We start from the raw sequence: 23,937 nt of genomic DNA on the forward strand, positions 1-23,937 counted from the left end.
GGGAGACATCACAATATCGGCTCCCCCGGAAATCATTCGTGTAACCGCGCGGGAAATGGGTCCGGAAGCAATCACGACGGGAGCTTTTGATTACTTTTGGCGGCCCAAAAGTAATATAGAAAACATGAGCAGATGGATGTTTATAGTAAGATATTTAATTATCCCAAGATCACATGTTAATGTATGTATCGGGCTCATCCATACAAAATGGACCCCAATACTTAGGTTATTTCCCAAATTCTTATCATGAACTCACGCTAGTTATCCTCCCCATACACGAGCTTCAAAAATTCCGCCTTTTCAACATCTCCAAAATACTCCTTAACATCGATTCCGTTTAGGGCTATTTCAATGTCTGACGGTTCATACCGAACATCTTTCAGCATCTCTTCAATCTCATCAACCGGTTCTTTGCCGAAGAAATCACCATAGATTTTCAGGTTCTGTATGTGCCCTTTCTCCACGTCCAATCGCAGATCAATCTCGCCAACCGGAAAACGTTTGGTTCTCTGAATATTGAAATCAGGAGACCGGCCAAAATTCCAGTCCCAGTTACCGTATTTCTCATCTTTCAATTCGTGAACGGCTTCCCATTCGTCATCCGTCAGATGATACGTTTCAAAATTATCCCGCTCGCGGTAGAGTCCGTCAAGCAGATTTTGCCTGAATTCTGAAACAGTCATCTCCTCGTTTAAAAACTCGCAGATATTGGCCACCCGGCTCCGAACTGACTTATGCCCTTTCGACTCAATCTTGCTCATCTTCACATCCAGCGCCCGGGTAACTTCCTCCAGGTCGCTGTTAAAGAGTAGCGTGCCGTGACTGAACATCCTCTTCCCGGTTGAAAATTGAGCATTTCCGGAGATTTTTCGACCCTCAGCGAGAATATCGTTGCGACCGCTCATTTCAGCATTCACACCCATCTCCTTCAGAACCTGAATTACGGGCTTTGTGAACTTCTTGAAGTTGTGGAGGTTCTCTTTTTTGTAGTTGGTGATGAAACTGAAGTTCAGATTTCCTTCATCATGATAGACAGCTCCACCACCCGACATCCTTCGAACAACATGAATTCCGTTCTCCCGAACATATTCATCGTTGATCTCCTCCAATGTGTTCTGATTTCGCCCGATGATGATGGACGGGCCGTTGATATAAAAAAGCAGGTAATCCTCGCTCTCACCGAAATTACGAAGCGCATACTCTTCAAGGGCAAGGTTGATACGGGGATCGGTAATCCCTTCATTTTCAATAAAAATCATATTAATTAATCGACTACACTTTGCTTAAAATTTTGATGAATAATAACCCTGCGATATTCAACGAATATGAAGTGTAAACCATTCTTTTATGAGATTTTTGCATCTGGGGTGTAATAAATTCAAAAAAATTGGGACTAATAGGGTGAAGGCCATTATTGATCAAACCACATTAGGATATGTATTTCAAAAAAATTACTTCATTCAAAGCTCTTTACTTAATTATTGGAACTATTTTCATCATCTTCAGCCCTTTTGAAAAGAGTTTCGGACAGTCCAATTTTGATTTCAAAGTGGAAATAAGTGGAGAGGGTGAGCCCATTCTATTTATCCCGGGTTTAATTAGCAGCGGGGAAGTCTGGGCTAAAACGGTATCAGTGCTATCTGACCGATATGAATGTCATGTTCTCACAATGCCCGGTTACGCAGGCGTTCCGGCTCAGAGTAATCCCCCTTATCTCAAAACGTGGAAAAGTGAAATTATCAGGTATATTAAAGAGAGCAAATTAGATCAGGTGACGCTGATCGGTCATAGCTTGGGAGGGTTTCTGAGTATGTGGATAGCTGCTGAGAATATCCCGGAAGTGAAACAGATTATTTTGGTGGATGCTCTTCCCTTCTTTGCCGGTACGATGAACCCCAATGCCGAGACCGGATTTAATGAAAACCGCGCAAAACAGTACATGAACTCGTTGTCCGGTTTAGAACACGACCAACTCTACGCCACTCGTATGATGTTGGCTCGGGGAATGACCAGCGATTCAACACGATGGGAGATGTTGACAGAATGGGCGATGAATTCCGATCTAAAAACAGAAGCCTACTCCGCTACAGAGATGATGGGGATCGACCTAAGGGAAAAAATTGCAGGTATAAACGTTCCGGTTTTGGTACTCGGTGCTTTTGAGGAAAATCCTCAGTTCCCCGGTTTTACTCGTGAGCGAATGGAACAGACCTATCTCTCACAGTATCAGAATGTTAAAAATTTACGGTTCGAAGTTGCCGATGGGTCTAAACATTTTATTATGTACGATAAACCTGAATGGATGATTGAACAAATGAATGATTTTATGGCCGAAAATAGGAATCTCCAGCCATGAAAAAAGCTGAAAAAGAGCAGATGTTTGAAGATTTGATCCAACAGAATGAAGATCGGATCTATCGAATCTGCCGCTCTTACTTACGTAACAAGGAGGATATTCCCGACCTCTATCAAGAGATCCTTATTCAAATCTGGAAGTCGATAGACCGGTTCCGAAATGAATCAACCTGGAGCACCTATATCTATCGAATTACGATCAACACAGCTATAAAATTCAAACGTAAATTAGAGAACAAAAAAGAGTATGCCCGTGGAAACCTGGAGGTAGCGGATCAGCCCAAATTTGAAGAAAAAGAAACCAAAAGAGAACGATTAGACGCTATGCACAGCTGCATTCAGGAGCTCAACGACGGAGATAAACTATTAATTGGGCTTATACTTGAAGACCTGTCATACAAGGAGATAGCTGAGATATTGGACAGCAATACAAACTCAATTGGAGTACGAATAAATCGAGCTAAAAAACGAATAGTGAAATTGATGGAGAAGCATTATGGAACCGTTTGATAATCTGAAACAGCAGTGGAAGTCCCAAAAGCTTGACAAAAGTATCGATATTGACAAACTGAAAATGAATGTAGTAAACAGTCTGATTAACGATCAAAAGAAAATGATTTTTACGAATCTGATTCTCTCAGTCGCTTTTGCTGCAGTATTTATGGTTTTGGCCTGGATATGGACTTCGCACCCCGATCGATCGATCTACTTCTATGCAAGCTTAACCGGCATGGGTGTACTGCTAACTGTAACATTGGCTGGATTTTGGACCGGTGTTCAATACAAAAACGAACACACGTACAAAAGCACTGTTGAATTTATAACCGCGAATATTCAAAAATTGAATATTAGAAAATTTATGCTTCAAAAATTTGTACCGGCCTACCTTATTTTGCTCCTGCTCTGTCTATATTTTTACTTTGCAGACATTCTAAGGGGTTCAGAGCCGATGGCAAAAGTACTGGCTTATGGGCTCACAACCATTTATGTAGCAGGTGTTTTCTACTTTTCCAGAGGAAAGCGAGCCCGTCAGATTAAACATACAGAGGATTTACGGCTTGATCTTGAAGATCTAAAAGAGCAGTTAGAATAGATCAAAATTTTCCGCTATCCACGTCTTTTAGAAATTTCACAACTCCGTTTATGTAGGTTTTTTGATCATCGTATTGCGAAAGGTGACTCCCATTCGGGCAGTGTAGATATCTTCCGTTTTGAACTTCACCGGCCATCCACTCCATATGTTTGGGATCCATCGTATCGTGAGTGCCACCGATAGTCAGGGTTGGAACCTTAATTTTGGGAAGATCTTCTGACCGGTTCCAATCGTTCAGTGTGGCTTTCTCAATAATTCCAAATTCGCTTGGTCCCTGCATATATACATACACTTCAGGATTCAGGTGATCGAATGTACGGGTGATGGAGTTTGGCCATTTTTCAAGCGGCATCCGGAGCACATGATCTGTGTAGTGATGCTTCATCAAGAGCTCTTCGTACCGTGGATTTTCAAAGTCTTCTTTCTCTTCCATTTCCAACACTTCTTTCAATACCTCTTCCGGCATTTGCGGACCCAAAACCTCTTTCGCATATTGGTTATACGCTTTTACGTCCGACATCATATTGGATATGATCAGGCCTTTAAGATTCTCCTGATGAGCAAAAGCGTACTCCAATCCCAGAATTCCGCCCCACGACTGTCCCATCAAATAGAAATTATCACTGTTCAGATCCAACGCCTTCCTCACCTGTTCAACCTCATCTACAAACCGCTCGATGGTCCACAAGTCGTTATCGCTTGGCTGATCACTGTAGTACGATCCCAGCTGATCGTAGTAGATATATTCAATTCCCTCGTAGGGAAGATATCCGTCGAAACATTCGTACAGTTCGTGAGTGGCTCCGGGGCCGCCATGCAGCAGCAATACCTTGATCTTGGGATTATTCCCAACGCGTTTCGTCCAAACGTTGAATTCCCCTTTTGGTGTGGAAATCGGAATCATGCGGATTCCGCCGGTGAATTGATCATCGGATCCTGAGTAATCGAGATAGCTGTTTTTTGTTGTCATGGCTTTTTTGATGGTGTTGATATTGGAGTTCTGTTATGTACATCAATTAACCATAAATTGAATTAAGATTCACGTTTATAATGATTTCCGAAAATTTAATCCGGAGTGTTATCGCCTCTGTTGTATTTCAAACTCTAAATTAATCTCTCTGTTCGGCGATTATATATTTCGCACTTTCAACCCCCTGCGCTACCGCACAACCTGTCCCGATGTTTTTGATCGGGAGGGCTATTCTCTGCTAATCCCTTCGGGATTTTAAATTATCCGGCATATTTAGTTCAACTATGATCGTTCGTGAAACAGATAATAAAAATCGCAGTTCGTTATTCGTCCATAGGTCATTCGCAGTACAATAATCCCGTCCATTAGATCGCCCGGCACGTTAGATTATTAAATCTCCTTTTTTTATATGTACAATCAAAAACTATCAGTTTCGAACTTACTGTTATTTTGTTATTTATACGTCGAGATATAAATCTGAATACTGTACAATGAACTCAACCTTTAAAGTACTTCTTTCCATATTTTTACTGTTTCCAGCTTTTAATTGGCTGTTCTGCTTTTACGGAAGAATCTTCAAATAACGTATTTGTTTCCATATCCAGTTCAGAGGGAGCACAAATTCCTCTCTACGGTGTTCAGGTGATAGACGTTAACGGCGAGTGGTTGGCTGCTCCTGAACAATCTGTGGCCGCTAAAGATGGAAATCCTGTAGAGATGGAGCTATCGAATAGTAAACCATACATTCTTAAATTTGTAGCGCCGGGGCATCGGCCGGTTTACACGTTCCTAAATGCCGGTTTTAAAGCTGCTGAATTTAATGTGCAGTTGAGTCCATCAACGCCCACACAGGAGCTAAATCCAACGCTAAGAGGAAATTTCAACAACTTTGACGGGCGTTCAGCAATAGAGATGGAACAGACCCCTGATGGTCTTTGGGAGGCAACCATTGAAACAGATCTCGATACGATTCAATATGTGGTCAATGGTGTGCATCTTCTTGAGAGAGTACCGGGAACAGAAGACCGGATTGTAATTAATGAATCAGCTGGAGGTTTTCATCGGAATTTCATTTCAGAAATCATCAAACCCTCCGAAGAAAATAGAATTACTATAACATTTGATCCTTCAGAGTACAGTGCTGAACCCGGTGAATACTCACTCGCCTTGTCCGGTGACAAGGAATTGGAAGGTGTTGCAAAACTATATTCACGAAGCATTGATGAACATTTAGATAGATTGAAAAGCAATCAGCTGAAATACGCTGCAGGAAATACACCTCCATTTGAACACGATTATTCAGACTATCTAAGTGATATTCAGGAAATTGAACAGCAGTATAGTGACAGTTCCCCCGTAATATCACTCGCTGCAGAGCTCGTTAAATATCGATTCAGAAGAGAATTAAGTTCATCTGACTTCAAAAATATAAATCTGTTTAAGGAATTGGCCCCGGACTCTCCTCTTTGGATGCTAAGCTACGGGTCCGTAACAGCCATGAGCAACAAATATTCATTTGAAGAAACAGAAGCATATCTGAAATCAATTGCAGAAAAGAGTCCGTTTGAACTTCTCAAAGGTGAAGCCCTTTTCAACCTAATCAGAAACTACCGCGATTTGGAAGATGAGGAGAATTGGCACGCTGCATTTTTTGAACTGGTATCAAAATATCCTGACCATTACACCGTAAAACACGCATATCAAAATTATGCTCCGGAGCAGCCCATTTCTGAAGGACGTCCGCTTCCCTTCGAAGAGTTTAATCGATTAGATGGAACTGGTACATTTAACATCAATGATCTTGAAGAAGATTACGTGCTTCTCGATTTTTGGGCCACATGGTGTGGACCCTGCATCGCATCAATGCCAAAGCTACATGAGTTGCATGATAAATATTCTGATAAAGGCTTTTCAATCGTAAGCATTTCGTTAGATGACGAAGCAGATTTAGTGCATTCTTTTCGTAATGAGTGGGAAATGCCTTGGGTTCACGGTATTGAGTCAATTAACAGTTCCAAAATTAGGGAAATGGGTGTAGCAGGAGTTCCATACTATATTCTGCTCGGTCCCGATCGGAACGTTCTGAACTACAATCAGGATGAACTGAGATCAGAGAAACTCACTGACATTATTGGGAGTTATCTGGAGTAATCATCTGTGCAATAGATCGCCTGACCCGTTGAATGATTTTATAAAATACCGAGTAATACCGCCTCTACTCCACTACGCTCTCCAAACCAGTCTCTCTGTTCGGCGACAAATTTTAGGCAAATCCTTTACCCCGGGTTCCGTTTCACTCCACCCGAGGCTATTGTTGTGCCACCCCTTCAGGGTGTTCGTTTCAATAATAGCGCTGGTTATTATAGTATAAAGAGTTGATAAAACGATTGACCAAATTCACAGTTCGTTATTCGTCAATCGGTCATTCGCAGTTCAATCACCATCGTACAACGGGTCGCCTGACCCGTTGAATGGATTTATAAAAATTCCGGTGTGTTACCGCCTCTATTCTATTACGAGCTCCAATCCAATCTCTCTGTTTGGCGGATAATTTTTTACGCGATTCTTTTTCTATAAACAGGCCACCCCGCCGGGGTGATCTCCAATTCACAGATCGTTATTCGTCCATCGGTCGTTCGCAGTTCAATCACCATCGTACAACGGGTCGCCTGACCCGTTGAATGGTTTTATAAAATTTCGGTGTGTTATCGCCTCGAATTAATTACCGGCTCCGACCCAACCTCTCTGATCGGCGATCATTTTTCCCGTACATCTATCCCTGTGCTACCGCACAACCTGTCCCGATGTTTTTGATCGGGAAGGCTACTCCCTGCTCATCCCTTCGGGATTTTTTAATTATCCAGCATATTTAGATCATCTTTGATAGTTCGGGAAACAGATAATAAAAATCGCAGTTCGTTATTCGTACATCGATCATTCGCAGTTCAATCATCATCGTAAAATGAATCGCCTGACTCGCTGAATGGTTTTATAGAAATACCGAGTATTACCGCCTCTATTCTGTCCGACGTTTCAAACCATGCACTCTTTTCGGCGGATAATTTTTTACGCGATTCTTTTTCTATAAACAGGCCACCCCGCCGGGGTGATCTCCAATTCACAGATCGTTGTTCGTCCATCGGTCGTTCGCAGTTCATTGGCCCTCGTATAATAGGTTGCCTAACCCGTTGAATAGTTTTAGTCCTTGATACCGCATAACATGTCTCGATGTCTTTAATTGGAAGGCTACTCCCTGCTCATCTCTCGAGGACTAACCATACATATTCAATTCTTCCTTTTTTAGTCAGTCAAGCTTGTTGTGAGACTCCCCTCCATGACAAGTCCGAAAGGACGCTGTTAGGGAGGGGACGGGGGTGGGTCGGAATAGCGAGAAGCGGATTTCCCTTACGCTTCCTTTGCCTGCATTTTCCAATCCAGCGACCAAAACCCTGATCCTGTGATGAACAGAAAAACACATCCAAAAAACATGGCGAAGTCAATTCTGGAGATATGAGCCATCATCCAAAATCCCTCTTCGAATAGGATTGGGAACTTGCCGATCAGCACCGTAAAGCTAATCGTCAACAGCAGAGGAATTACGGCAATTCTAGTAAAGAGTCCCGCAATAATCATAAGCCCGCATATGATCTCTATTAATGAAATGACAGATACTATCGCGCCGGCTGAAATAAATCCAAGATTCTGGAAAAATCCGGTGTCCTGTAACTCCGGATAGGATAGCTTTATAACACCTCCGGCCAGAAAGTAAAACCCGACCATAAAACGAATCAGCAACGTTGTTTTTTGAGGTTCTGTGGAAAGAATACTGTTTTTCATAGTTAATGTTTTTTATTCACATTAATGCAACCTCTCTCAAAGAATATTACAGAAAAACAGATTGATTACCGCATTAATTACTCATGTAGAATACTTTTTAACAATTGATATAAAAAGTACTGAAGGATTTTTAAGAGCAAAATACCTCTCACAAACACAGAAGAGGACTGAAATAGTGAGCCAAAAAAATACCGGAAGAGTTTCCTCCCCGGCATGCAATATCCTTCAACTTTCCAGATTTGAAATCAGTCTTCTCTGCGCTTTTTATAATGGGTATCAGGCAGAGACTTGATCAGGTCTGCACTCGCTTTAGGAGTGATGTCACGCTGCTGATTTCCAAGCATTTCATACCCCACACGGAATTTTTTAACCGTCGCCGATCGCAGCAGTGGCGGATAGAAGTGCATGTGAAAATGCCATTCGGGATGTTCCTTCCCATCGGTTGGTGCCGGGTGAAATCCCGCTGAATAGGGAAAGGATATCTCAAATATATTGTCGTACTTCACGGTGATCTGTTTGATGATGTCTGCCAGACCTTCCTTCTCATCATCCGTCATATCCGTGAATCGGGCAAACGGCCTCCGGCTGATTACCATCGTTTCAAACGGCCAGAATGCCCAAAACGGAACCACTACTGCGAAATGATCATTTTGAGCCACAATACGCTCATCTTCCTGAATCTCCAATTCGAGATAATCGCTCAACAGCGTGCGTCCGTGCTTTGAATAATAATCCTTCTGCTGGATCAACTCTTTTTTCGGCTCTTCGGGAATCGTCTGTTGTGCCCAAATCTGTCCATGCGGGTGAGGATTGCTGCATCCCATAATCTCCCCTTTGTTCTCAAAAATCTGCACATAGTTGATATAGTCACGGGAACCAAGCTCTTCATACTCTTTCACCCAAAGATCCACCACATCCCTTATTTGAGAATGTTCCATTTCAGGCAGTGTGAGATCGTGCCGCGGTGTAAAACAGATCACACGGCAAATTCCCTTCTCCCCTTTGGCAATCAGCAGGTCATTTTTGTTGAACTCTTCATTTGGAGTATCAGGCAGCAGGGCGCTAAAATCATTATCGAACACGTAGGTTGATTCGTACTCCTCATTCTGAGCATCTCCCGCCCTGGAGTTGCCCGGGCAGAGATAACATTTTGGATCATACTGTGGTTTTTCATCTTCAGAAACGCGCTCCTGCTTCCCCTGCCAGGGACGCTTGGTACGGTGTGGCGATACCTGTACCCACTCACCGGTTAACGGATTATATCTTCGATGCGGATGATCTGACAGATCTAATTTCATGATTTCCTGATTATAATTTGTATGAATATAAGTTCAACGATTGAATGATGAATAATACTCTCCCCTCCTGTGTAAGGAGGGGTTAGGGGTGGTAGCCGGACTATTTAACTTTTTTTATGATTCTGGTACCATCCGAAATAGTCGTTTCATATATCACCACATCTATTCCGGTCTGTCCGGAATACTCTTCTGAAACTTTCTTCTTAAAGGACTCGACAGAATCTGTTCGCACCAGATTGATCGTACATCCGCCAAAACCACCGCCCATCATTCGTGCTCCGATCACACCATCAACGTCCCTGGCAATATCAACAAGAATGTCCAGTTCCTTGCAGCTTACCTCATATTTGTGCTGCAATCCATGATGCGAGCCATACATCTTCTCACCGAATGCATCGATATCATCATCTTCCAGATCTTTACATGCGGCAAGCACCCGATTGTTCTCCTCAATCACAAACTCACATCGATCGAATACCACCGGATCCATTTCTTCACGATGGTTCTCCAGCATTTCGAGTGTAACATCCCTCAGTTTAACTACATCAGGATGCGTTTTTTGAATGATGGTTACTCCCTTTTCACACTGCTCACGCCGGATGTTATATTCCGATCCCGCCAGCTCCCGGCGAACTCCGGTATCGCACAGCACGATCTTAAAGTCAGGATCACGAAACGGAACTTTTTCATACTCCAGGGTACGGCAGTCCAGTTTCAGGGCATGTGCTTCTTTTCCATTCAGACTCGCAAATTGATCCATTATTCCACACTGAACGCCCACAAATTCATTCTCTGCTTTTTGAGCAATCTGAGCCATCTTCATTGGAGAAATTTTCCAATTATTAAGTTCAGCCAGTCCGAAAAGCACCCCGCCTTCGAGGGCGGCTGAGGATGACAGTCCGGCTCCTATCGGCACATTTCCACCGAACACACAATCAAATCCAACAGTGTTGCATACCGTGCTTTCTTAGCTGATCCACAACCCCTAAAATATAATCAGGCCAGCCCTTTCCGGATTTCTTCAGATTCGCTGACAGCTCAACATCAAACTCCTCATCCATATCAATAGAAACCAAGCGGATGCGTCCCGTCTTATTCAGACCTATTGCCAGCCAAATCGCTTTATCGATTGCAGCCGGCAAAACGAAACCGTCGTTATAATCGGTATGTTCGCCAATCAGATTAACGCGACCGGGAGCTTCTACAACCACAAAGTCGTTTCCAAAACGGTCTCTGAATTCGGAACTAATTTCATCAATTAAATTTCTCATCATAAATACGTTCAGTAATCACAAAATAATTTTACCAGAACACGGCATACAGAACCGCTACAATAATCAGAATTGCATACGCTCCGATATTGAAAGCAGGTCCGGTCTTAAACATTTCAGATGTGGTATGAATCGCTTTCGGATCTTCATCGTATGGATTCGTTGTTAAACTGACCCCTGCAATAATTACGATCGTGATTAGCAGCGTATACAACATCTGATCGAGGAATGGCATCTCAAGCGCCGGTAATTTTAGCAGCAATGCAATCACGATTGATGATAAGACACCATAAATTGCGCCTTTCGTGGTTGTTTTCTTCCAGAAAAGTCCCATGATAAACACAGCCAGAATACCGGGGCTCACCAGTCCTGTATACTCCTGAATGTACTGAAACACCTGCGGGACATTGGCCAGTTGAGGTGCCATAAGTATGGCGATCAGAAGTGCTACTGCAGCCGTAATTCGTCCGGTGTTTACGGTCTGCTTATCGGTGGCATTTTTGTTGAAATACGGGCGATAGATATCCATTGTAAAGATCGTGGCAATGGAGTTGAGCATCGAGGCCAGCGAAGAGACAATCGCCGCCGCAAGTGCCGCTACAACCAAGCCTTTAAAGCCCGGTGTTAAAAATACGCGGATTAACCACGGATAGGCATTATCATAAACGATACTTCCATCGGGATTGGTAAATACATCCGCTATACCCGGTATGATTGTGGTTCCCTCCGGTTGTACATAGAGAACGTATACGATAATTCCGGGAATGACCACAATCACAGGAATGATGAGCTTCAAAAATCCCGCAAATATAATTCCTCTCTGAGCCTCCTGTAACGACTTAGCAGCCAGTGTTCGCTGGATGATGTATTGGTTAAAGCCCCAGTAGTAGAGATTGGCGACCCATAAACCGCCTATCAAAACACCCACTCCCGGAAGATTGGAATATTCGGGATTCGACTTATCCAGAATCATGTTGAATTTCTCGCCCGCTACATCGTAGATGTGAACCATGCCGTTCAAAATTCCACCGTCGGGAGTTACATGATTCAGGGCGGCAATGGTTGTCACCGTACCGCCGATAATCAACAGGATCACCTGCAGAACATCTGTCCAGGCCACGGCAGATAATCCTCCGTACAGTGAGTAAGCCGCGGCTATAAAAGCCAATCCAATTAAAGCGGGAATTAGCAGACTTCCATCACCGGTTCCCATAATGGTATCCAGTGCACGGGCCCCCAGGTACATCACCGTTGTTAAATTCACAAATATGAAAAGCGCGATCCAGAAGACCGCCAGAATTGTCTTAAGAGTGGTATTAAACCGGTACTCGATAAACTCCGGAATGGTAAAAAGCTCTTTTTTGATGAAGATCGGCAGAAAATATTTACCGACAATAATCAGCGTAACAGCGGCCATCCATTCGTAGGATGCGATGGCAAGTCCCACCGCAAAACCTGATCCCGACATCCCAATAATCTGTTCAGCAGAGATATTGGCCGCGATCAGCGATGCGCCAATTGCCCACCAGGGAAGCGATTTACCGGCAAGGAAATAATCTTCCGCATTTTTTTGATAACCTTCTTTCTCACGCGACACCCACAAGCCCAGCCCCACAATGGCCAAAGCGTATGCCACAAAAACGATTGTATCTATTAAGGCGAATTCCATATGATCAATTTGTTGGTTTCTAAATTTTAGATTTTCCGTCTTCGATTGTGATTTTCATTGACCACTCTCGCATTCCTGATGGTTCAATATCCATGTTCTCACCCCACTCCATCGCCTTCCTTAAGCTATCCGGACGACCAATGCACGGCTCCAAAGCGACCGTCAGATCTTTTATCGCTGACTCTTCCGGCCAGCCTCCATAGCAGAGCCAAATTCCCAGATATGGGATCTCAGCCGTATCAAACTGAAAGAGCAGAGATTCATCAGTCTGCTTCCGATAGATTCCGGCCATACCGGTTTGAAGTTTTTCTGAGAAGAACTTACCTGCAAACCCGGTCTCCACAGGCTGTACAACTGAAGGATCAAACGGGAGCGTACCGGATTTTAAATCGCTCCATGACAACCGGTCTCCAAATTGCCCTATCTCCTCTTCCGTCATCCCATCCACCAAAACTTCATTCATCTCAGGTGGTAAAATCAGTTCATCTTCCGGATCAACATTTAGCAGCGGGTGTGATGACCAGATAAAGGGTATGGTGGTATCGCTTAAATTCTCTACACGATAAGTTATGACTAACGATTCGTCTTCAAGACGTAACCACTTTGTGAAACGATAGCTCATTTTTGTTCCGTAAGTGGTGAATTTTATTCCGGGGCCGGGCAGTTCAACCTCCCATTTTGATGTCCAGAGTTCTCCATGATCGGGAAGATCAATGATCTCACCTTTTTTAGAAATCGAGCAGGGAGAAACAGTCGGAAAACAGTCATCAAAACCGGCGGCATAAGGTGGCAGAAATTCCTGCCCGTAATTGGGAAGTTGAGTCTCTGTTAATTCCTGATCCGGCTGTTTTAAAAACTCAGTTCCGGAACTTTTACGAATAATATTTGTGATCTTCCCACCCATTTCCGGTAAGATATAAACAAGGAGCCGGCCATTAATGACCAACTCCCTGTTTTGAGAACCAGCAACAACACGATGTTCTTTGTCTGTTTTTTCGAGCATAATGATCTGTTAAACTGCTAATCCGGCATCCCTTCGTTATCCAGCCGACCCAAACGATATTTATCAAACACATTGATTACAGGCAGTGCATTGCCGTCGTCATCAAAAAAGCCGCGGGATCGCAGGCCGCCCATTACGGCCGGTTCCCACCACATAATCCCTTTTATCTTCGGACTGTTAATACTGAGAAGTGTCTCATTGACTGATTCCAGGAAATCCACCTGGCCTTCAGGCGTTTCAGGATAGGGTGGCCGCGCATTTTCATATTCACTCGGGCGCCAGTTATAGGCGGTCTCCACCAGCATGATATCTTTATCGAAATGCCGGTCTAGCGAAATCAGATTAGCTCTGAACTCCAGCAGATTTCCATGCCACCATGGATAGTACGACAACCCAATCATATCGTAAGGGATATTGTACGACTCAAACTTTTCGTAAAATGCACGGGCTCCGTCTTTGTCGGCCCCCTGATCGTAATGAATCATGATGATGGGCCGCGCTTCCTGCCCACGCCCTGCATCCACTCCATCAATTCCGGCTTTGGAAAGTTTAGCGTAATTGTCCCAGTTTTCGGGCAGTTTTCCGGTTGGCCAGAGCATCCCGTTTCGGGTCTCATTCCCGATCTGAACCATCTCCGGCATCACGCCTGCTTCGCGAAATGCAGTAATCGTGTTTTTGGTGTACTCATATACGGAATCAGCAAGTACATCTACCGAAAGTCCCTCCCATGCAGCTGGAATCGGCTGTTTTCCCGGATCGGCCCAGCTGTCGGCGTAGTGGTAGTCTAAAAGAAATTTAAATCCGTACTCTTGCGCTTCCCGAGCCAGTTCGATCGTGTATTCCAGATCATTCGGCAGTTCATCCGGAGTATGAAATAGTCTGAGACGAATCCAGTTGTACCCGTGATCTGAAAATATTTCCAGGCCCGGTTTTACAACACCGGCATCCATAAACTCGACTCCCTGCTCTTCAGCCTGTTTCAAAAATGAAAGATCGGCTCCAATGGCATAGGTGATATCCACCTGCTGTTTCATCTCCTGTGTTTCCTGAGAGAATCCGGATTTCCCGATTAACAAGAATATGACCAGAGACAATAGTCCGCTTTTAATCATCATTACTTTCATCACTCCTCCAATTTTTCTACTTAACTAATATTTGATATTCATCTGATCTCAATCCGTCTGAAAGAGCACGCAGCGTAATCTCTCCATGGCTCTCTCCTACCTTCAGCAGTATGGTTGCAATACCGGCTTCAGCTTCAATCGGGTTGTATCCGATCAGTTCGGCATCCCCTTCTACTTCAAAGAAAACCTCGGGATTAGCATCCGGAACCACGGTGCCATTTTCATCCAGAATTGACGCGTATACAAACAGCACGTCATTCTGTCCTGATTCGGGTTCCCGGCCACTTTTGTCGATACTCAACTGTACAGCTCTCGCTTCGCCCGGCGTGATTCTCTCTGTTTCCACAACGACTTCCCCGTCAAGATAACCGACAGCCTTCAGCCTACCCGGCTCGAACTCATCCAATTCAAATGTAAACGGTGGATGGTTGAGATGCGTCGACACACGATCGCTGTCCGGAGATCGGCGCTCAATGAGTTCATCATTCAAATACAGTTCAACCTCATCGGTATTGCTGTAAACCTTGACGGTTTTGAAATCAGGATCAGACCAGAAGTTGGCAATGTAGATCATCGGCTTGTTGAATTCTGCCTCAGAATCCAGGTTCGGTCCGCCCTGACTCTTGTAAAAGTAGTTTGCAAACTTGGGCAGCCTGAAAATATCCCGTATTCCGGACGCCTCCAGGTCCACATCGTAACCGCGATTGTAATCATACATTACCCAGTTGGCATCGCCAAACGCCCAGCCCTGCAGGTTGCTGTTGTGCGCCTCCTGGAAATTAAGCGCCTGCTGAGCCAGCCGAACCTGACCATCGCCACGAAGCTGACGTGAAGTTCGCTCCTCTTCCTGCAGATCTTCATAGGCATCCTGATTGAATCCTGCATTGTGAGCGTAATATTCCCAATCGCCATACTCCGCGATAAAGAGTGGCTTCTCCTTTGGATAGCTTGCCCAATATTCAGGAGGTGAGGCGTGCTGACGCGCCGGTATAAAGATATCGTACGCGTGATCGATCCAGCCACTGGTGTATGTATTTTCAAAAGGAAGCTCTTCGTGAACAATCTCATGGGCCTGCTCCATAAAGGATTCAGGCATATCAGATTCGTTCAGCGAGGCTTCCCAGATCACAATACTCGGGTGATTGCGATCGCGACGAATCATCTCCCTGATATCCCGAAAGGCCAGCTCCTGAAACTCCTCGTCCCCGAAAAACTGCCAGCCTGGAATCGCGTTCATAAACAGCAGCCCCAGCTCGTCAGCAGCTTCCAGAAATGCTGTGGACGGCGGATAGTGGGCTGTCCTGATAAAATTAAAACCGGCATCCTTGATCTTATAGGCATCCCGGAATTGAGCATTTTCCGAGAGTGCGTATCCGATATACGGATAAGATTGATGCCGGTTGGTGCCGCGCAACTGAAGCGGCTCTCCATTCAAAACAAACTGATGGTCTTCGTTAAAAGAGATCGTTCTGATTCCAATTCGCTTTTGCCAAAAATCGATCGCTTCCCCATCCTGAAGCAACTCTACCGTCAGCGTGTAGAGATAGGGGGAATCCGGCGACCATAACTCCGGCTGATCAACCTCTATCTGCTGATCAAAAAGGTGGTAGCTGTTGGGTTCTATATTTTCCGGATCGCTGATCTGTTCAGAAATAACACGCCCGGTGCTGTCTTTCAGAACGGTTTTAACGGAAACAGTTCCGTCAGTCACGTCAAAATTTTCTACATCGGTCTGAATATTTACGGTGGCGGATTCATCGGATACATCCGTAAAATTTACGAGTACACCGCCGGCTGAGACACGATCTGCCGCAATGGGATCAGAGATGTGAATCTTCGGATCAACCAACAAATCCACATTTCGATAAAGTCCGCTGAACCAGTTGAAATCCAGCGTTTCAATCGGTTTGCCGGGCGGAATAGTAGGGTTGTTCTCATTATTCAATTTCACCAGCAGCGTATTTTCACCCTCAAAATTCACTTTGTCAGTGATGTCTACTACAAATGGAAGATATCCGCCTTTATGCTTCCGGATCATCTCTCCATTGAGCCAGACATCCGCTTCATGCATGGCTCCATGAAATCTCAATGCAATATGTTTGTCCTTGTCTTCAGGTTTCAACTCAAAAAACTTGCGATAGAACGCATCGCCCTGCCACTGCTGATCGGATATCACAAGCGGTTCGATATGTGCGGTGTGAGGAAGAGACACACTTTCCCACTCCAATGAGCTGTTTCGATCAAATAGGCTTTCGGTTACTTCCGGATCGATATCTTTTACAAACTCCCACTCCTTATTGAAATTCAAGGTTGTGGGATCTTGAAATTCTGTTTTGTCCGGAGTCTGATTACACCCGATAGACACAATTAGGAGAGCAAGCAATAGACTTAAATATCTCATATTGAAGTGGTTTACAGTTCGTAATCGGTTGTCATAAAATCAATACCCCGGTTCAAGCTCTCCATTAAAATCGAAGAAGGCGTTGTTCTCCCAGGATGAACCGGTTCCCCAGAGATCTTTCATGTTCGATGTGATCCAGGCCGGCTCCCAAACCATCACTCCGCTTCCGCCGCCATCTATCACCGCCCGCGTTAGGTCAGTTAAATACTCAAGCTGGCCATTATTTGTGGCCGGATAGTTCGGCTCAACAGAATTCTCTCCAAAAATATTTGTGTAGTTATCGGCATTTTCCAGCGTCCATGGATAGGCCGTCTCTACAATCATCACTTCTTTCTCAAATGTAGTTCGAAACGACTGAATATAGCTGCTCAGTCCGCTGAGTGGAGTATCCGAAAACTGGCTGTAGTAGGATAATCCTATGATATCAAAATCGGATACTCCGCCATCCGCTGTGATATTCTCAAACCACCACTCTGCATTTTCAGGCTGAGCGATGTGGAGTATGATTTTCGTTTCCGTTTCTGAATTCGCACTTATTTCCCGAACTGCCTGTATACCGCTGTTGATCACAGCACCCAGATTTTCCCAATTGCCATTACACCCGTTCAGAGATGGAAAATTTTCCGGAGCGTTGGTAAACATCATCCCGCAGTTGGTCTCATTTCCAATCTGCACAAATTCAGGCATCAAACCTTCATCGTTTAGCTTTTCGAGCGTTTGGTAGGTATAGTTGTAAACCGAGTCTTTCAACACTTCAATATCCGTAATCTCCATCCAGGCTGCCGGTACATCCTGATGCGAGGGATCAGCCCATATATCTGAATAGTGAAAATCCAGATTGACCGCCATCCCCTGCGTTTTAGACTCTTCAATACCCTTTTTTACATCCTCAAAACCGCTGTAAAGTGGTTTTTCCGGATCTTCATAAACCTCATCCTGAACCCACTGCGGATTATGCCAAAGCCTGAGACGAACCACATTTGTTCCGTGATCGGCAAATATTTTATACGGATTCTCAACCTCTCCATCTACCGAGTAAGTACCGCCATGATCCAGAATTTGATTTACATAAGAGAGATCCGCTCCCATTACAAACTGATCCGTTGAATAGTAGACAGGATCAGATTCTGTGGGCTGCTCATTTCCGTCATTTATGGTAGGCCCAATCGAAGAATCAGAGGAGCAGGCTGTAGATAACAGCATTACGATAATAAAACTGTATAAGTGACTCATATCTTTGAACTTAAAGAATTTTCAGTATCAGCAGATATTAAAATGTTATCGTTAACATTTATTATCAATATAGAATAATTTCAAAAGAATTCAACTGTATCCAATCACATTTTAATGATCAGCTTTGCAACCGCAGGATTGTCGAATCTTGATTACGGCCTGAATCTCAATATCTTCAGGTTGTTCATTTTCATTGTCAATCAGCTTCAAAAGCTTTTCAGCCGACCGGCGTCCAACTTCATAGGCGGGCTGATAAACGGTTGTCAGCGGAACTTCAACAAGCGGTGCCCGGATTTCGTCCGAAAATCCGGTGATTGCAAAATCGTCCGGTATCGATCTTCCGGCCTCTTTGATAGCTTCCATGGCACCAAATGCAACCGGATCGTTCACGCATACAATTGCCCTGGGTTGATCCGATTGAGGGAGGTCCAGAATTTTTTTCATTGCATTATACCCTCCTTCCTCTTTGAAACCGGCCTCTATAACCCACTCACTTTTTTGAGGAAGGTTGCTTTTTTCCAGTGCATTTTGATATCCGATATATCGTTCACGGCCAATCGTTACTTCTCTCGGTCCGCTTAAATGAGCAATTTTTTTATACTGATGTTGCTCAATTAAATGACGTGTTATCGCCTCCGAACTCTCTCTGTCGTTTACGTGCACGCTGCTGGCCCCGATTCCCTGAATACAGCGGTCAAAAAAAACCAGATGGGTATCCGATTCCAAAATCTCCTTGTAAAATGAGTAGTCCTCCACCGTTTGAGAGGATGAGATCAAAATACCGTCCACCTGTTGAGATCGAAGAGTGTTTACGGCGTGCTGTTCCCGTTCAAACTGTTCATTGGCGTTCGTCAAAATCAGCTGATAATCCAATCGGTAGGTCACCTCTTCAATGCCCCGTACTACTTCCGGAAAAAAGGAGTGTGTAATCTCGGGTATCACCACTCCGATTGTTTGTGTTTTTCTGGAGACGAGGCTTTTTGCCACACGATTTGGAGTGTACCCCATGCTTTTTGCTTTCTGGACGATTCTCTCCTTTGTCTTTTTATCGACGTTGGATTTATCGTTCAACGCCCGGGAGACAGTCATAACCGAGACATCCAGAACTTCAGCAATATTCTTCAACGTAACTTTTTTTCTCAAAGCGAATAGATTTAGACAATAATTCCTATATACTTTTTACAATAATCTCTACGGATAATGCGAATAATTCACTTAAAATTAAATTGCTCAGCGCAAACAACACTCAAATTTCTCTGTTCTGAAATGTCCATCCATACTGAATTGTTGCTACACTGCCCGATAATCGCTTTATTCTATCCATACTCTAACTGACCAATACCGTATGAAAACAACATTGCTCTTTTACTCAACACTCATTTTTCTTTTTGTTTCGGCATGTTCTCAATCAGGAAATGATTCGCTATTTGAACTTTTAGAACTAGAAGAGATTACAGTTGACCAACTTCAGGAAAGATACGAGAATGGAAATCTAACAGCCTCTCAGGTTACCCGGGCTTATCTGGACAGAATAGAAGACATTGACAGAAATGGTCCCGCTTTAAATGCAATCCTTACCGTAAACCCCAATGCGCTGGAAATTGCCGACGCACTGGATCGTGAACGACGCGACGGCAATGTTCGAGGGCCTCTGCACGGTGTGCCCATTATTTTAAAAGACAACATTGATACTTTTGACATGCCTACCACGGCCGGTTCACGGTTCATGGAGGGATCTGTCCCGCCTGAAGACGCATTTATTGTCAAGAAACTTCGTGAAGCAGGAGCCATCATTCTGGCTAAAGGAAACTTAAGTGAGTGGGCTAACTTCCACAGCAGTTTTTCTTCCAGCGGATGGAGCGGTCTGGGAGGTCAGGTAAATAATCCCTACGATATTACACGAAATCCCTGCGGTTCCAGTTCCGGACCGGGAGTTGCCGCATCCGCAAATCTCACTGCTTTGGCAATCGGCACGGAAACTAACGGCTCAATTGTATGTCCATCAAACGCAAATGGAATAGTTGGTTTCAAACCGACAATAGGATTGTGGAGCCGTAGCGGAATTATTCCGATATCCTATACGACTGATAGCGCCGGCCCTATGGTTCGAACCGTTCGCGATGCCGCTATTCTTTTGAGTGCCGCAACCGGCGTGGATCCGGATGATGACAAAACCTCTGAAAGTGAACAACACATCCACGAAGATTATACACAGTTCCTGAATGAAAACGGATTGGAAGGCAAGCGCATAGGATTTTTTACGCAGCCCATGGGCAATCACTTTCGGGTGGATACCCTGATGCACGAAACGGTTCGCAAGCTTGAAGAACTGGGTGCTGAGGTAATCGAAATTGACCAGATTTCCGAAACCAACATTGGCGGTGACGCCTTTCAGGTTCTACTCTATGAGTTTAAAGACGGCCTGAATAAGTACTTCGAATCACTCGGTGATGACGCACCTCTATCCAGTATTGAGGAGCTTGCTGAGCTCACACGAAACACCCCTGAAGAAACTGAGAAGTTTGACAGAAATCTCATTCTTATGGCTGCTGAAAAAGGTGATTTGGAATCAGAAGAGTACAGGGAAGCACTTGAAAATATGCTCCTTCACAGCCGGGACGAGGGAATTGACAGAGTAATGGATGAAAACAATCTGGATGCATTTGTATCTCCAACCGGCTCACCCGCATGGAAAACGGATTTAACTCTTGGAGATAATTTTTCACTCTCCTCCAGTTCACCTTCTGCGCGTGCAGGGTATCCGATTATCACCCTGCCGATGGGGCAACTGGACGGACTGCCGGTGGGTGTTTCATTCTTTGGACGAGCATGGAGCGAACCTGTTCTTTTGGAAATTGCTTACGCATACGAACAGGCGACTCAACATCGAATCATCCCGGAATTCAAGAACTAAAATATACTCAGAACAACCTGAAAGATGAGCTCTACCCCACTGCTCGAAGGCAAAAATATTCATTTCCAATACGGTGATGAGGTAATTTTTGACAACTTCAATTTTAGAATTGACAAGGGTGATCGGGTTGTCCTGAAGGGAGATTCGGGCAGCGGTAAAACCACACTCTTTCGGTTAATTCTTGGTTTTGAATCCCTTCAACAGGGTGAAATTTTATATCAGGGTAATTCGCTGAAGGAACCGGAAACTATTCGAAACCTGAGGAAGAGCTCTTCATGGCTGCCTCAGGATCTGAATATCGGGACCGGTTTGGTGAAAGACGTTATTCTCTTTCCATTCACGTTTCAGGCTCACAAAAAAAATGAGCCTGATCAATCCAAAATTGAATCTACTCTTCATGATTTTGGCTTAAATCCGGATGAAATTCTACAAAAGTCATACTCTGATTTATCAACCGGACAGCGACAACGTGTTGGTCTGGCCATTTGCGTGATGCTCAATCAGTCTTTCATTTTATTGGATGAGCCCACTTCAGCTCTGGATCACGACTCTAAGGCGAAAGCTGCCGATTTACTGCTCAACCAAAACAGCAGAACAGTTCTTTCCACTTCTCATGATTCTTTTTGGGTGGAGCGTTGTGAAAAAGTTATAGACCTAAACCAATAGAGGAACCATTATGGATATCATTCAACTCAGCTGGTTTCAACTCTCGATCGCGTTTATCAGTCTCCTGATTCCTGCAGCTATTCTGGGTTATTACAAAACCGGACTCAACAGTAAAATGCTCATCGCCACCGTACGAATGACGCTGCAGCTTATTTTTGTCGGATACTATCTCGAATACCTTTTTGAGCTCAACAACGCATGGATAAACCTCGCCTGGATTATGGTGATGGTAATTGTAGCTGACTTCGCCACCATTGACCGGAGTGAGCTGAGCCGAAAAAAAGAGCTGCTCATACCCGTTTTTGCCGCAACATTCTTTGGCATTGTGCTGATTAACTTTTTCTTTCTCGAACTGGTGATTCAGCTGCCTGAACTGCTAGAGGCACAGTACGCCATTCCCATTACCGGAATGGTGCTCGGCAACTGTCTGCGAAGCAACGTAATCGGTATCAACGACTTTTACTATAGCCTGAAAGAGAATCGAGAGAGGTTTCAGTTCTTCCTCTCCTGCGGTGCCAGCCGAAGTGAAGCTCTCTACCCATTTTTTCAAACGGCTCTTAAAAAATCGGCGAATCCCACGCTCGCATCCATGGCAACCATAGGGCTGGTTTCTCTTCCCGGTATGATGACCGGACAAATCCTGAGCGGCAGCTCTCCTATGACTGCCATACAGTATCAGATCATGATTATGCTTGCCATCTTCTCAGGTACCATTCTATCCGTTTACCTCGCCATCAAACTTTGTAATCGAACGGTTTTCTTTGAAAATGACATGCTGGATGAGTCGATCCTTAAGAATTAGAAAACCTGGAATACCAATGCTGAGCTATATCACTTCTATTCTCTTCAGATTTTGCCTTTCCTCCAATCCCGCGGCGTTGAACCGAAAGTAAGCCCTCCCGATCATAAACATCTGGATAGGTTATTTCGCGGCTTAGAATCAAACCATTCAAAGGGGGCAGGCAACCCGTTGCAAATGGGTAAATGAACTACGATTTACCGATTGACGAACAACGAACTGCGATTTTGCTCACACATTTTGTAACTCTAGACGCAATAACAGCAATTTGAACTCTTGAAATGAACACCCTGAAAGGGTGGCATATAAATAGCCTCGGGTGGAGTGAAACGTAACCCGGGGCAAAGGATTTGCCTAAAATTTGTCGCCGATCAGAGAGATCGGTTTGGAGCGCGTAATAGAGTAGAGGCGATAACACATCGGAATTGTTTTATCTATCCATTCAATGAGTCAGACGACCCCATTGCACAGGATGATTATTCAGATAACTCTCAATAATCTTACGAGGCAGACAATCTAATGGACGGGATTATTGAACTGCGAATCACCGATGGACGAATAACGAACTGTGATTTTGGTCAATCATTTTATCTACTCTTCACTATAAAACCCATCGCAATTATTGAAACGAACACCCTGAAGGGGTGGCACAACAATAGCCTCGGGTGGAGTGAAACGTAACCCGGGGCAATGGATTTGCCTAAAATTTGTCGCCGATCAGAGAGATCGGTTTGGAGCGCACAGTTGAGTAGAGGCGATAACACATCGGAATTGTTTTATCTATCCATTCAATGAGTCAGACGACCCCATTGCACAGGATGATTATTCAGACAACTCTCAATAATCTTACGAGGCAGACAATCTAATGGACGGGATTATTGAACTGCGAATCACCGATGGACGAACAACGAACTGCGATTTTTATTAGCTGTTTCACAAGCTTTCATATTTGAACTAAATTTGCTGTATAATTTAAAAATCCCGCAGGGATGAACCGAGAGTAGCCTTCCCGATCAAAAACATCGGGACAGGCTGTGCGTCAGCGCGGGGAAGAATTAACGAAGATTCCATTCTCCGCCGATCAGAGAGAATCATCTTAACCGCATAATATTACAGAGGCGGAACACGCAGATTTATTTCTCCAATCAACATATCTCAACAATCCAATGATATCGATACCCAGACGCTGTCAGGATTTGCTCCGCAAAACGCTGGCAGGTTTTGAGTCTTTAAGAAACATTTCACCCGGTACAAAGTTTATGATAAATTGAACGCAATCACATAATCATTTAGCTACGTTCTTC

Annotated in this window: 20 protein-coding genes; 7 read left to right on the forward strand and 13 right to left on the reverse strand. The window is 44.2% G+C overall.

What is annotated here, in order from left to right:
• Positions 1-257: 257 nt before the first annotated feature.
• Entirely contained in the window at positions 258-1,259 is a 1,002-nt protein-coding gene (locus tag U5K35_RS16250) for a lipoate--protein ligase (RefSeq protein ID WP_322572554.1), read from the reverse strand.
• Positions 1,260-1,435: 176 nt separating this feature from the next.
• Here U5K35_RS16250 and U5K35_RS16255 point away from each other — a divergent pair, with 176 nt between their 5' ends.
• The 3 genes from U5K35_RS16255 to U5K35_RS16265 are packed head-to-tail and all read left to right on the forward strand — an operon-like array spanning position 1,436 to position 3,448.
• Positions 1,436-2,356: an alpha/beta hydrolase gene (locus tag U5K35_RS16255; RefSeq protein WP_322572555.1), complete on the forward strand. Its 921-nt coding sequence runs from the start codon at positions 1,436-1,438 to the stop codon at positions 2,354-2,356.
• Positions 2,353-2,865 (forward strand): RNA polymerase sigma factor, encoded by a 513-nt coding sequence (locus U5K35_RS16260; protein ID WP_322572556.1) that lies wholly within the window; start codon positions 2,353-2,355, stop codon positions 2,863-2,865. The genes U5K35_RS16255 and U5K35_RS16260 overlap by 4 nt, the downstream gene beginning before the upstream one ends.
• Positions 2,852-3,448 (forward strand): hypothetical protein, encoded by a 597-nt coding sequence (locus U5K35_RS16265; protein WP_322572557.1) that lies wholly within the window; start codon positions 2,852-2,854, stop codon positions 3,446-3,448. The genes U5K35_RS16260 and U5K35_RS16265 overlap by 14 nt, the downstream gene beginning before the upstream one ends.
• A 1-nt stretch (position 3,449) precedes the next feature.
• Here U5K35_RS16265 and U5K35_RS16270 read toward each other — a convergent pair whose 3' ends face one another.
• Positions 3,450-4,439: a proline iminopeptidase-family hydrolase gene (locus tag U5K35_RS16270; RefSeq protein ID WP_416221656.1), complete on the reverse strand. Its 990-nt coding sequence runs from the start codon at positions 4,437-4,439 to the stop codon at positions 3,450-3,452.
• Positions 4,440-5,060: 621 nt separating this feature from the next.
• Here U5K35_RS16270 and U5K35_RS16275 point away from each other — a divergent pair.
• Entirely contained in the window at positions 5,061-6,569 is a 1,509-nt protein-coding gene (locus U5K35_RS16275; protein WP_322572559.1) for a TlpA disulfide reductase family protein, read from the forward strand.
• Between the two features lie 794 nt (positions 6,570-7,363).
• Here U5K35_RS16275 and U5K35_RS16280 read toward each other — a convergent pair.
• From U5K35_RS16280 to U5K35_RS16330, 11 genes are all read right to left on the reverse strand, one after another.
• Positions 7,364-7,576: a hypothetical protein gene (locus U5K35_RS16280; protein WP_322572560.1), complete on the reverse strand. Its 213-nt coding sequence runs from the start codon at positions 7,574-7,576 to the stop codon at positions 7,364-7,366.
• 247 nt (positions 7,577-7,823) lie between these two features.
• The gene (locus tag U5K35_RS16285; RefSeq protein ID WP_322572561.1) at positions 7,824-8,255 is read right to left on the reverse strand and encodes a DoxX family protein; all 432 of its coding nucleotides are present in this window, start codon (positions 8,253-8,255) and stop codon (positions 7,824-7,826) included.
• Between the two features lie 245 nt (positions 8,256-8,500).
• On the reverse strand, positions 8,501-9,553 hold the full coding sequence (locus U5K35_RS16290; protein WP_322572562.1) for a UDP-glucose--hexose-1-phosphate uridylyltransferase: 1,053 nt from the start codon (positions 9,551-9,553) through the stop codon (positions 8,501-8,503).
• Positions 9,554-9,653: 100 nt separating this feature from the next.
• Positions 9,654-10,484, reverse strand: a complete 831-nt coding sequence (galK, locus tag U5K35_RS16295) for a galactokinase (protein ID WP_322572563.1) — start codon at positions 10,482-10,484, stop codon at positions 9,654-9,656.
• 4 nt (positions 10,485-10,488) lie between these two features.
• Positions 10,489-10,827, reverse strand: coding sequence for a galactokinase family protein (locus tag U5K35_RS16300; RefSeq protein ID WP_322572564.1), 339 nt, complete (start codon positions 10,825-10,827; stop codon positions 10,489-10,491).
• Positions 10,828-10,855: 28 nt separating this feature from the next.
• Positions 10,856-12,493: a sodium/sugar symporter gene (locus tag U5K35_RS16305; protein WP_322572565.1), complete on the reverse strand. Its 1,638-nt coding sequence runs from the start codon at positions 12,491-12,493 to the stop codon at positions 10,856-10,858.
• A 19-nt stretch (positions 12,494-12,512) separates the two neighbouring features.
• Entirely contained in the window at positions 12,513-13,496 is a 984-nt protein-coding gene (locus U5K35_RS16310) for a hypothetical protein (RefSeq protein WP_322572566.1), read from the reverse strand.
• A 17-nt stretch (positions 13,497-13,513) separates the two neighbouring features.
• Positions 13,514-14,620 (reverse strand): glycoside hydrolase family 53 protein, encoded by a 1,107-nt coding sequence (locus U5K35_RS16315; RefSeq protein WP_322572567.1) that lies wholly within the window; start codon positions 14,618-14,620, stop codon positions 13,514-13,516.
• Positions 14,621-14,636: 16 nt separating this feature from the next.
• Positions 14,637-17,021, reverse strand: coding sequence for a glycoside hydrolase family 2 protein (locus tag U5K35_RS16320; RefSeq protein ID WP_322572568.1), 2,385 nt, complete (start codon positions 17,019-17,021; stop codon positions 14,637-14,639).
• A gap of 39 nt (positions 17,022-17,060) precedes the next feature.
• Positions 17,061-18,254 carry a glycoside hydrolase family 53 protein gene (locus U5K35_RS16325; RefSeq protein WP_322572569.1) on the reverse strand — a complete coding sequence of 398 codons (1,194 nt, stop codon included), beginning with the start codon at positions 18,252-18,254 and terminating at the stop codon, positions 17,061-17,063.
• Positions 18,255-18,365: 111 nt separating this feature from the next.
• Positions 18,366-19,397, reverse strand: a complete 1,032-nt coding sequence (locus U5K35_RS16330; protein ID WP_322572570.1) for a LacI family DNA-binding transcriptional regulator — start codon at positions 19,395-19,397, stop codon at positions 18,366-18,368.
• 202 nt (positions 19,398-19,599) lie between these two features.
• On the opposite strand from U5K35_RS16330, the gene U5K35_RS16335 reads away from it, so the two are divergent.
• Genes U5K35_RS16335 through U5K35_RS16345 form a run of 3 tightly spaced genes read left to right on the forward strand, consistent with a single transcriptional unit; the run spans position 19,600 to position 22,636 of the window.
• Positions 19,600-21,168: an amidase gene (locus U5K35_RS16335; RefSeq protein ID WP_322572571.1), complete on the forward strand. Its 1,569-nt coding sequence runs from the start codon at positions 19,600-19,602 to the stop codon at positions 21,166-21,168.
• 24 nt (positions 21,169-21,192) lie between these two features.
• Positions 21,193-21,834 carry an ABC transporter ATP-binding protein gene (locus tag U5K35_RS16340; RefSeq protein WP_322572572.1) on the forward strand — a complete coding sequence of 214 codons (642 nt, stop codon included), beginning with the start codon at positions 21,193-21,195 and terminating at the stop codon, positions 21,832-21,834.
• A gap of 10 nt (positions 21,835-21,844) precedes the next feature.
• Positions 21,845-22,636 carry an ABC transporter permease gene (locus U5K35_RS16345; protein ID WP_322572573.1) on the forward strand — a complete coding sequence of 264 codons (792 nt, stop codon included), beginning with the start codon at positions 21,845-21,847 and terminating at the stop codon, positions 22,634-22,636.
• Positions 22,637-23,937 lie beyond the last annotated feature (1,301 nt).

This window comes from Rhodohalobacter sp., assembly GCF_034521535.1.
In the GTDB taxonomy this organism is placed as follows: domain Bacteria; phylum Bacteroidota; class Rhodothermia; order Balneolales; family Balneolaceae; genus Rhodohalobacter.

Excerpts from the sequence above, each read along its gene's own strand:
- U5K35_RS16250 (WP_322572554.1), bottom strand. The coding sequence starts at position 1,259 with ATGATTTTTATTGAAAATGAAGGGATTACCGATCCCCGTATCAACCTT.
- U5K35_RS16255 (WP_322572555.1), top strand. The coding sequence starts at position 1,436 with ATGTATTTCAAAAAAATTACTTCATTCAAAGCTCTTTACTTAATTATT.
- U5K35_RS16260 (WP_322572556.1), top strand. The coding sequence starts at position 2,353 with ATGAAAAAAGCTGAAAAAGAGCAGATGTTTGAAGATTTGATCCAACAG.
- U5K35_RS16265 (WP_322572557.1), top strand. The coding sequence starts at position 2,852 with ATGGAACCGTTTGATAATCTGAAACAGCAGTGGAAGTCCCAAAAGCTT.
- U5K35_RS16280 (WP_322572560.1), bottom strand. The coding sequence starts at position 7,576 with ATGAACTGCGAACGACCGATGGACGAACAACGATCTGTGAATTGGAGA.
- U5K35_RS16285 (WP_322572561.1), bottom strand. The coding sequence starts at position 8,255 with ATGAAAAACAGTATTCTTTCCACAGAACCTCAAAAAACAACGTTGCTG.
- U5K35_RS16290 (WP_322572562.1), bottom strand. The coding sequence starts at position 9,553 with ATGAAATTAGATCTGTCAGATCATCCGCATCGAAGATATAATCCGTTA.
- U5K35_RS16300 (WP_322572564.1), bottom strand. The coding sequence starts at position 10,827 with ATGATGAGAAATTTAATTGATGAAATTAGTTCCGAATTCAGAGACCGT.
- U5K35_RS16305 (WP_322572565.1), bottom strand. The coding sequence starts at position 12,493 with ATGGAATTCGCCTTAATAGATACAATCGTTTTTGTGGCATACGCTTTG.
- U5K35_RS16310 (WP_322572566.1), bottom strand. The coding sequence starts at position 13,496 with ATGCTCGAAAAAACAGACAAAGAACATCGTGTTGTTGCTGGTTCTCAA.
- U5K35_RS16315 (WP_322572567.1), bottom strand. The coding sequence starts at position 14,620 with ATGAAAGTAATGATGATTAAAAGCGGACTATTGTCTCTGGTCATATTC.
- U5K35_RS16320 (WP_322572568.1), bottom strand. The coding sequence starts at position 17,021 with ATGAGATATTTAAGTCTATTGCTTGCTCTCCTAATTGTGTCTATCGGG.
- U5K35_RS16325 (WP_322572569.1), bottom strand. The coding sequence starts at position 18,254 with ATGAGTCACTTATACAGTTTTATTATCGTAATGCTGTTATCTACAGCC.
- U5K35_RS16335 (WP_322572571.1), top strand. The coding sequence starts at position 19,600 with ATGAAAACAACATTGCTCTTTTACTCAACACTCATTTTTCTTTTTGTT.
- U5K35_RS16340 (WP_322572572.1), top strand. The coding sequence starts at position 21,193 with ATGAGCTCTACCCCACTGCTCGAAGGCAAAAATATTCATTTCCAATAC.
- U5K35_RS16345 (WP_322572573.1), top strand. The coding sequence starts at position 21,845 with ATGGATATCATTCAACTCAGCTGGTTTCAACTCTCGATCGCGTTTATC.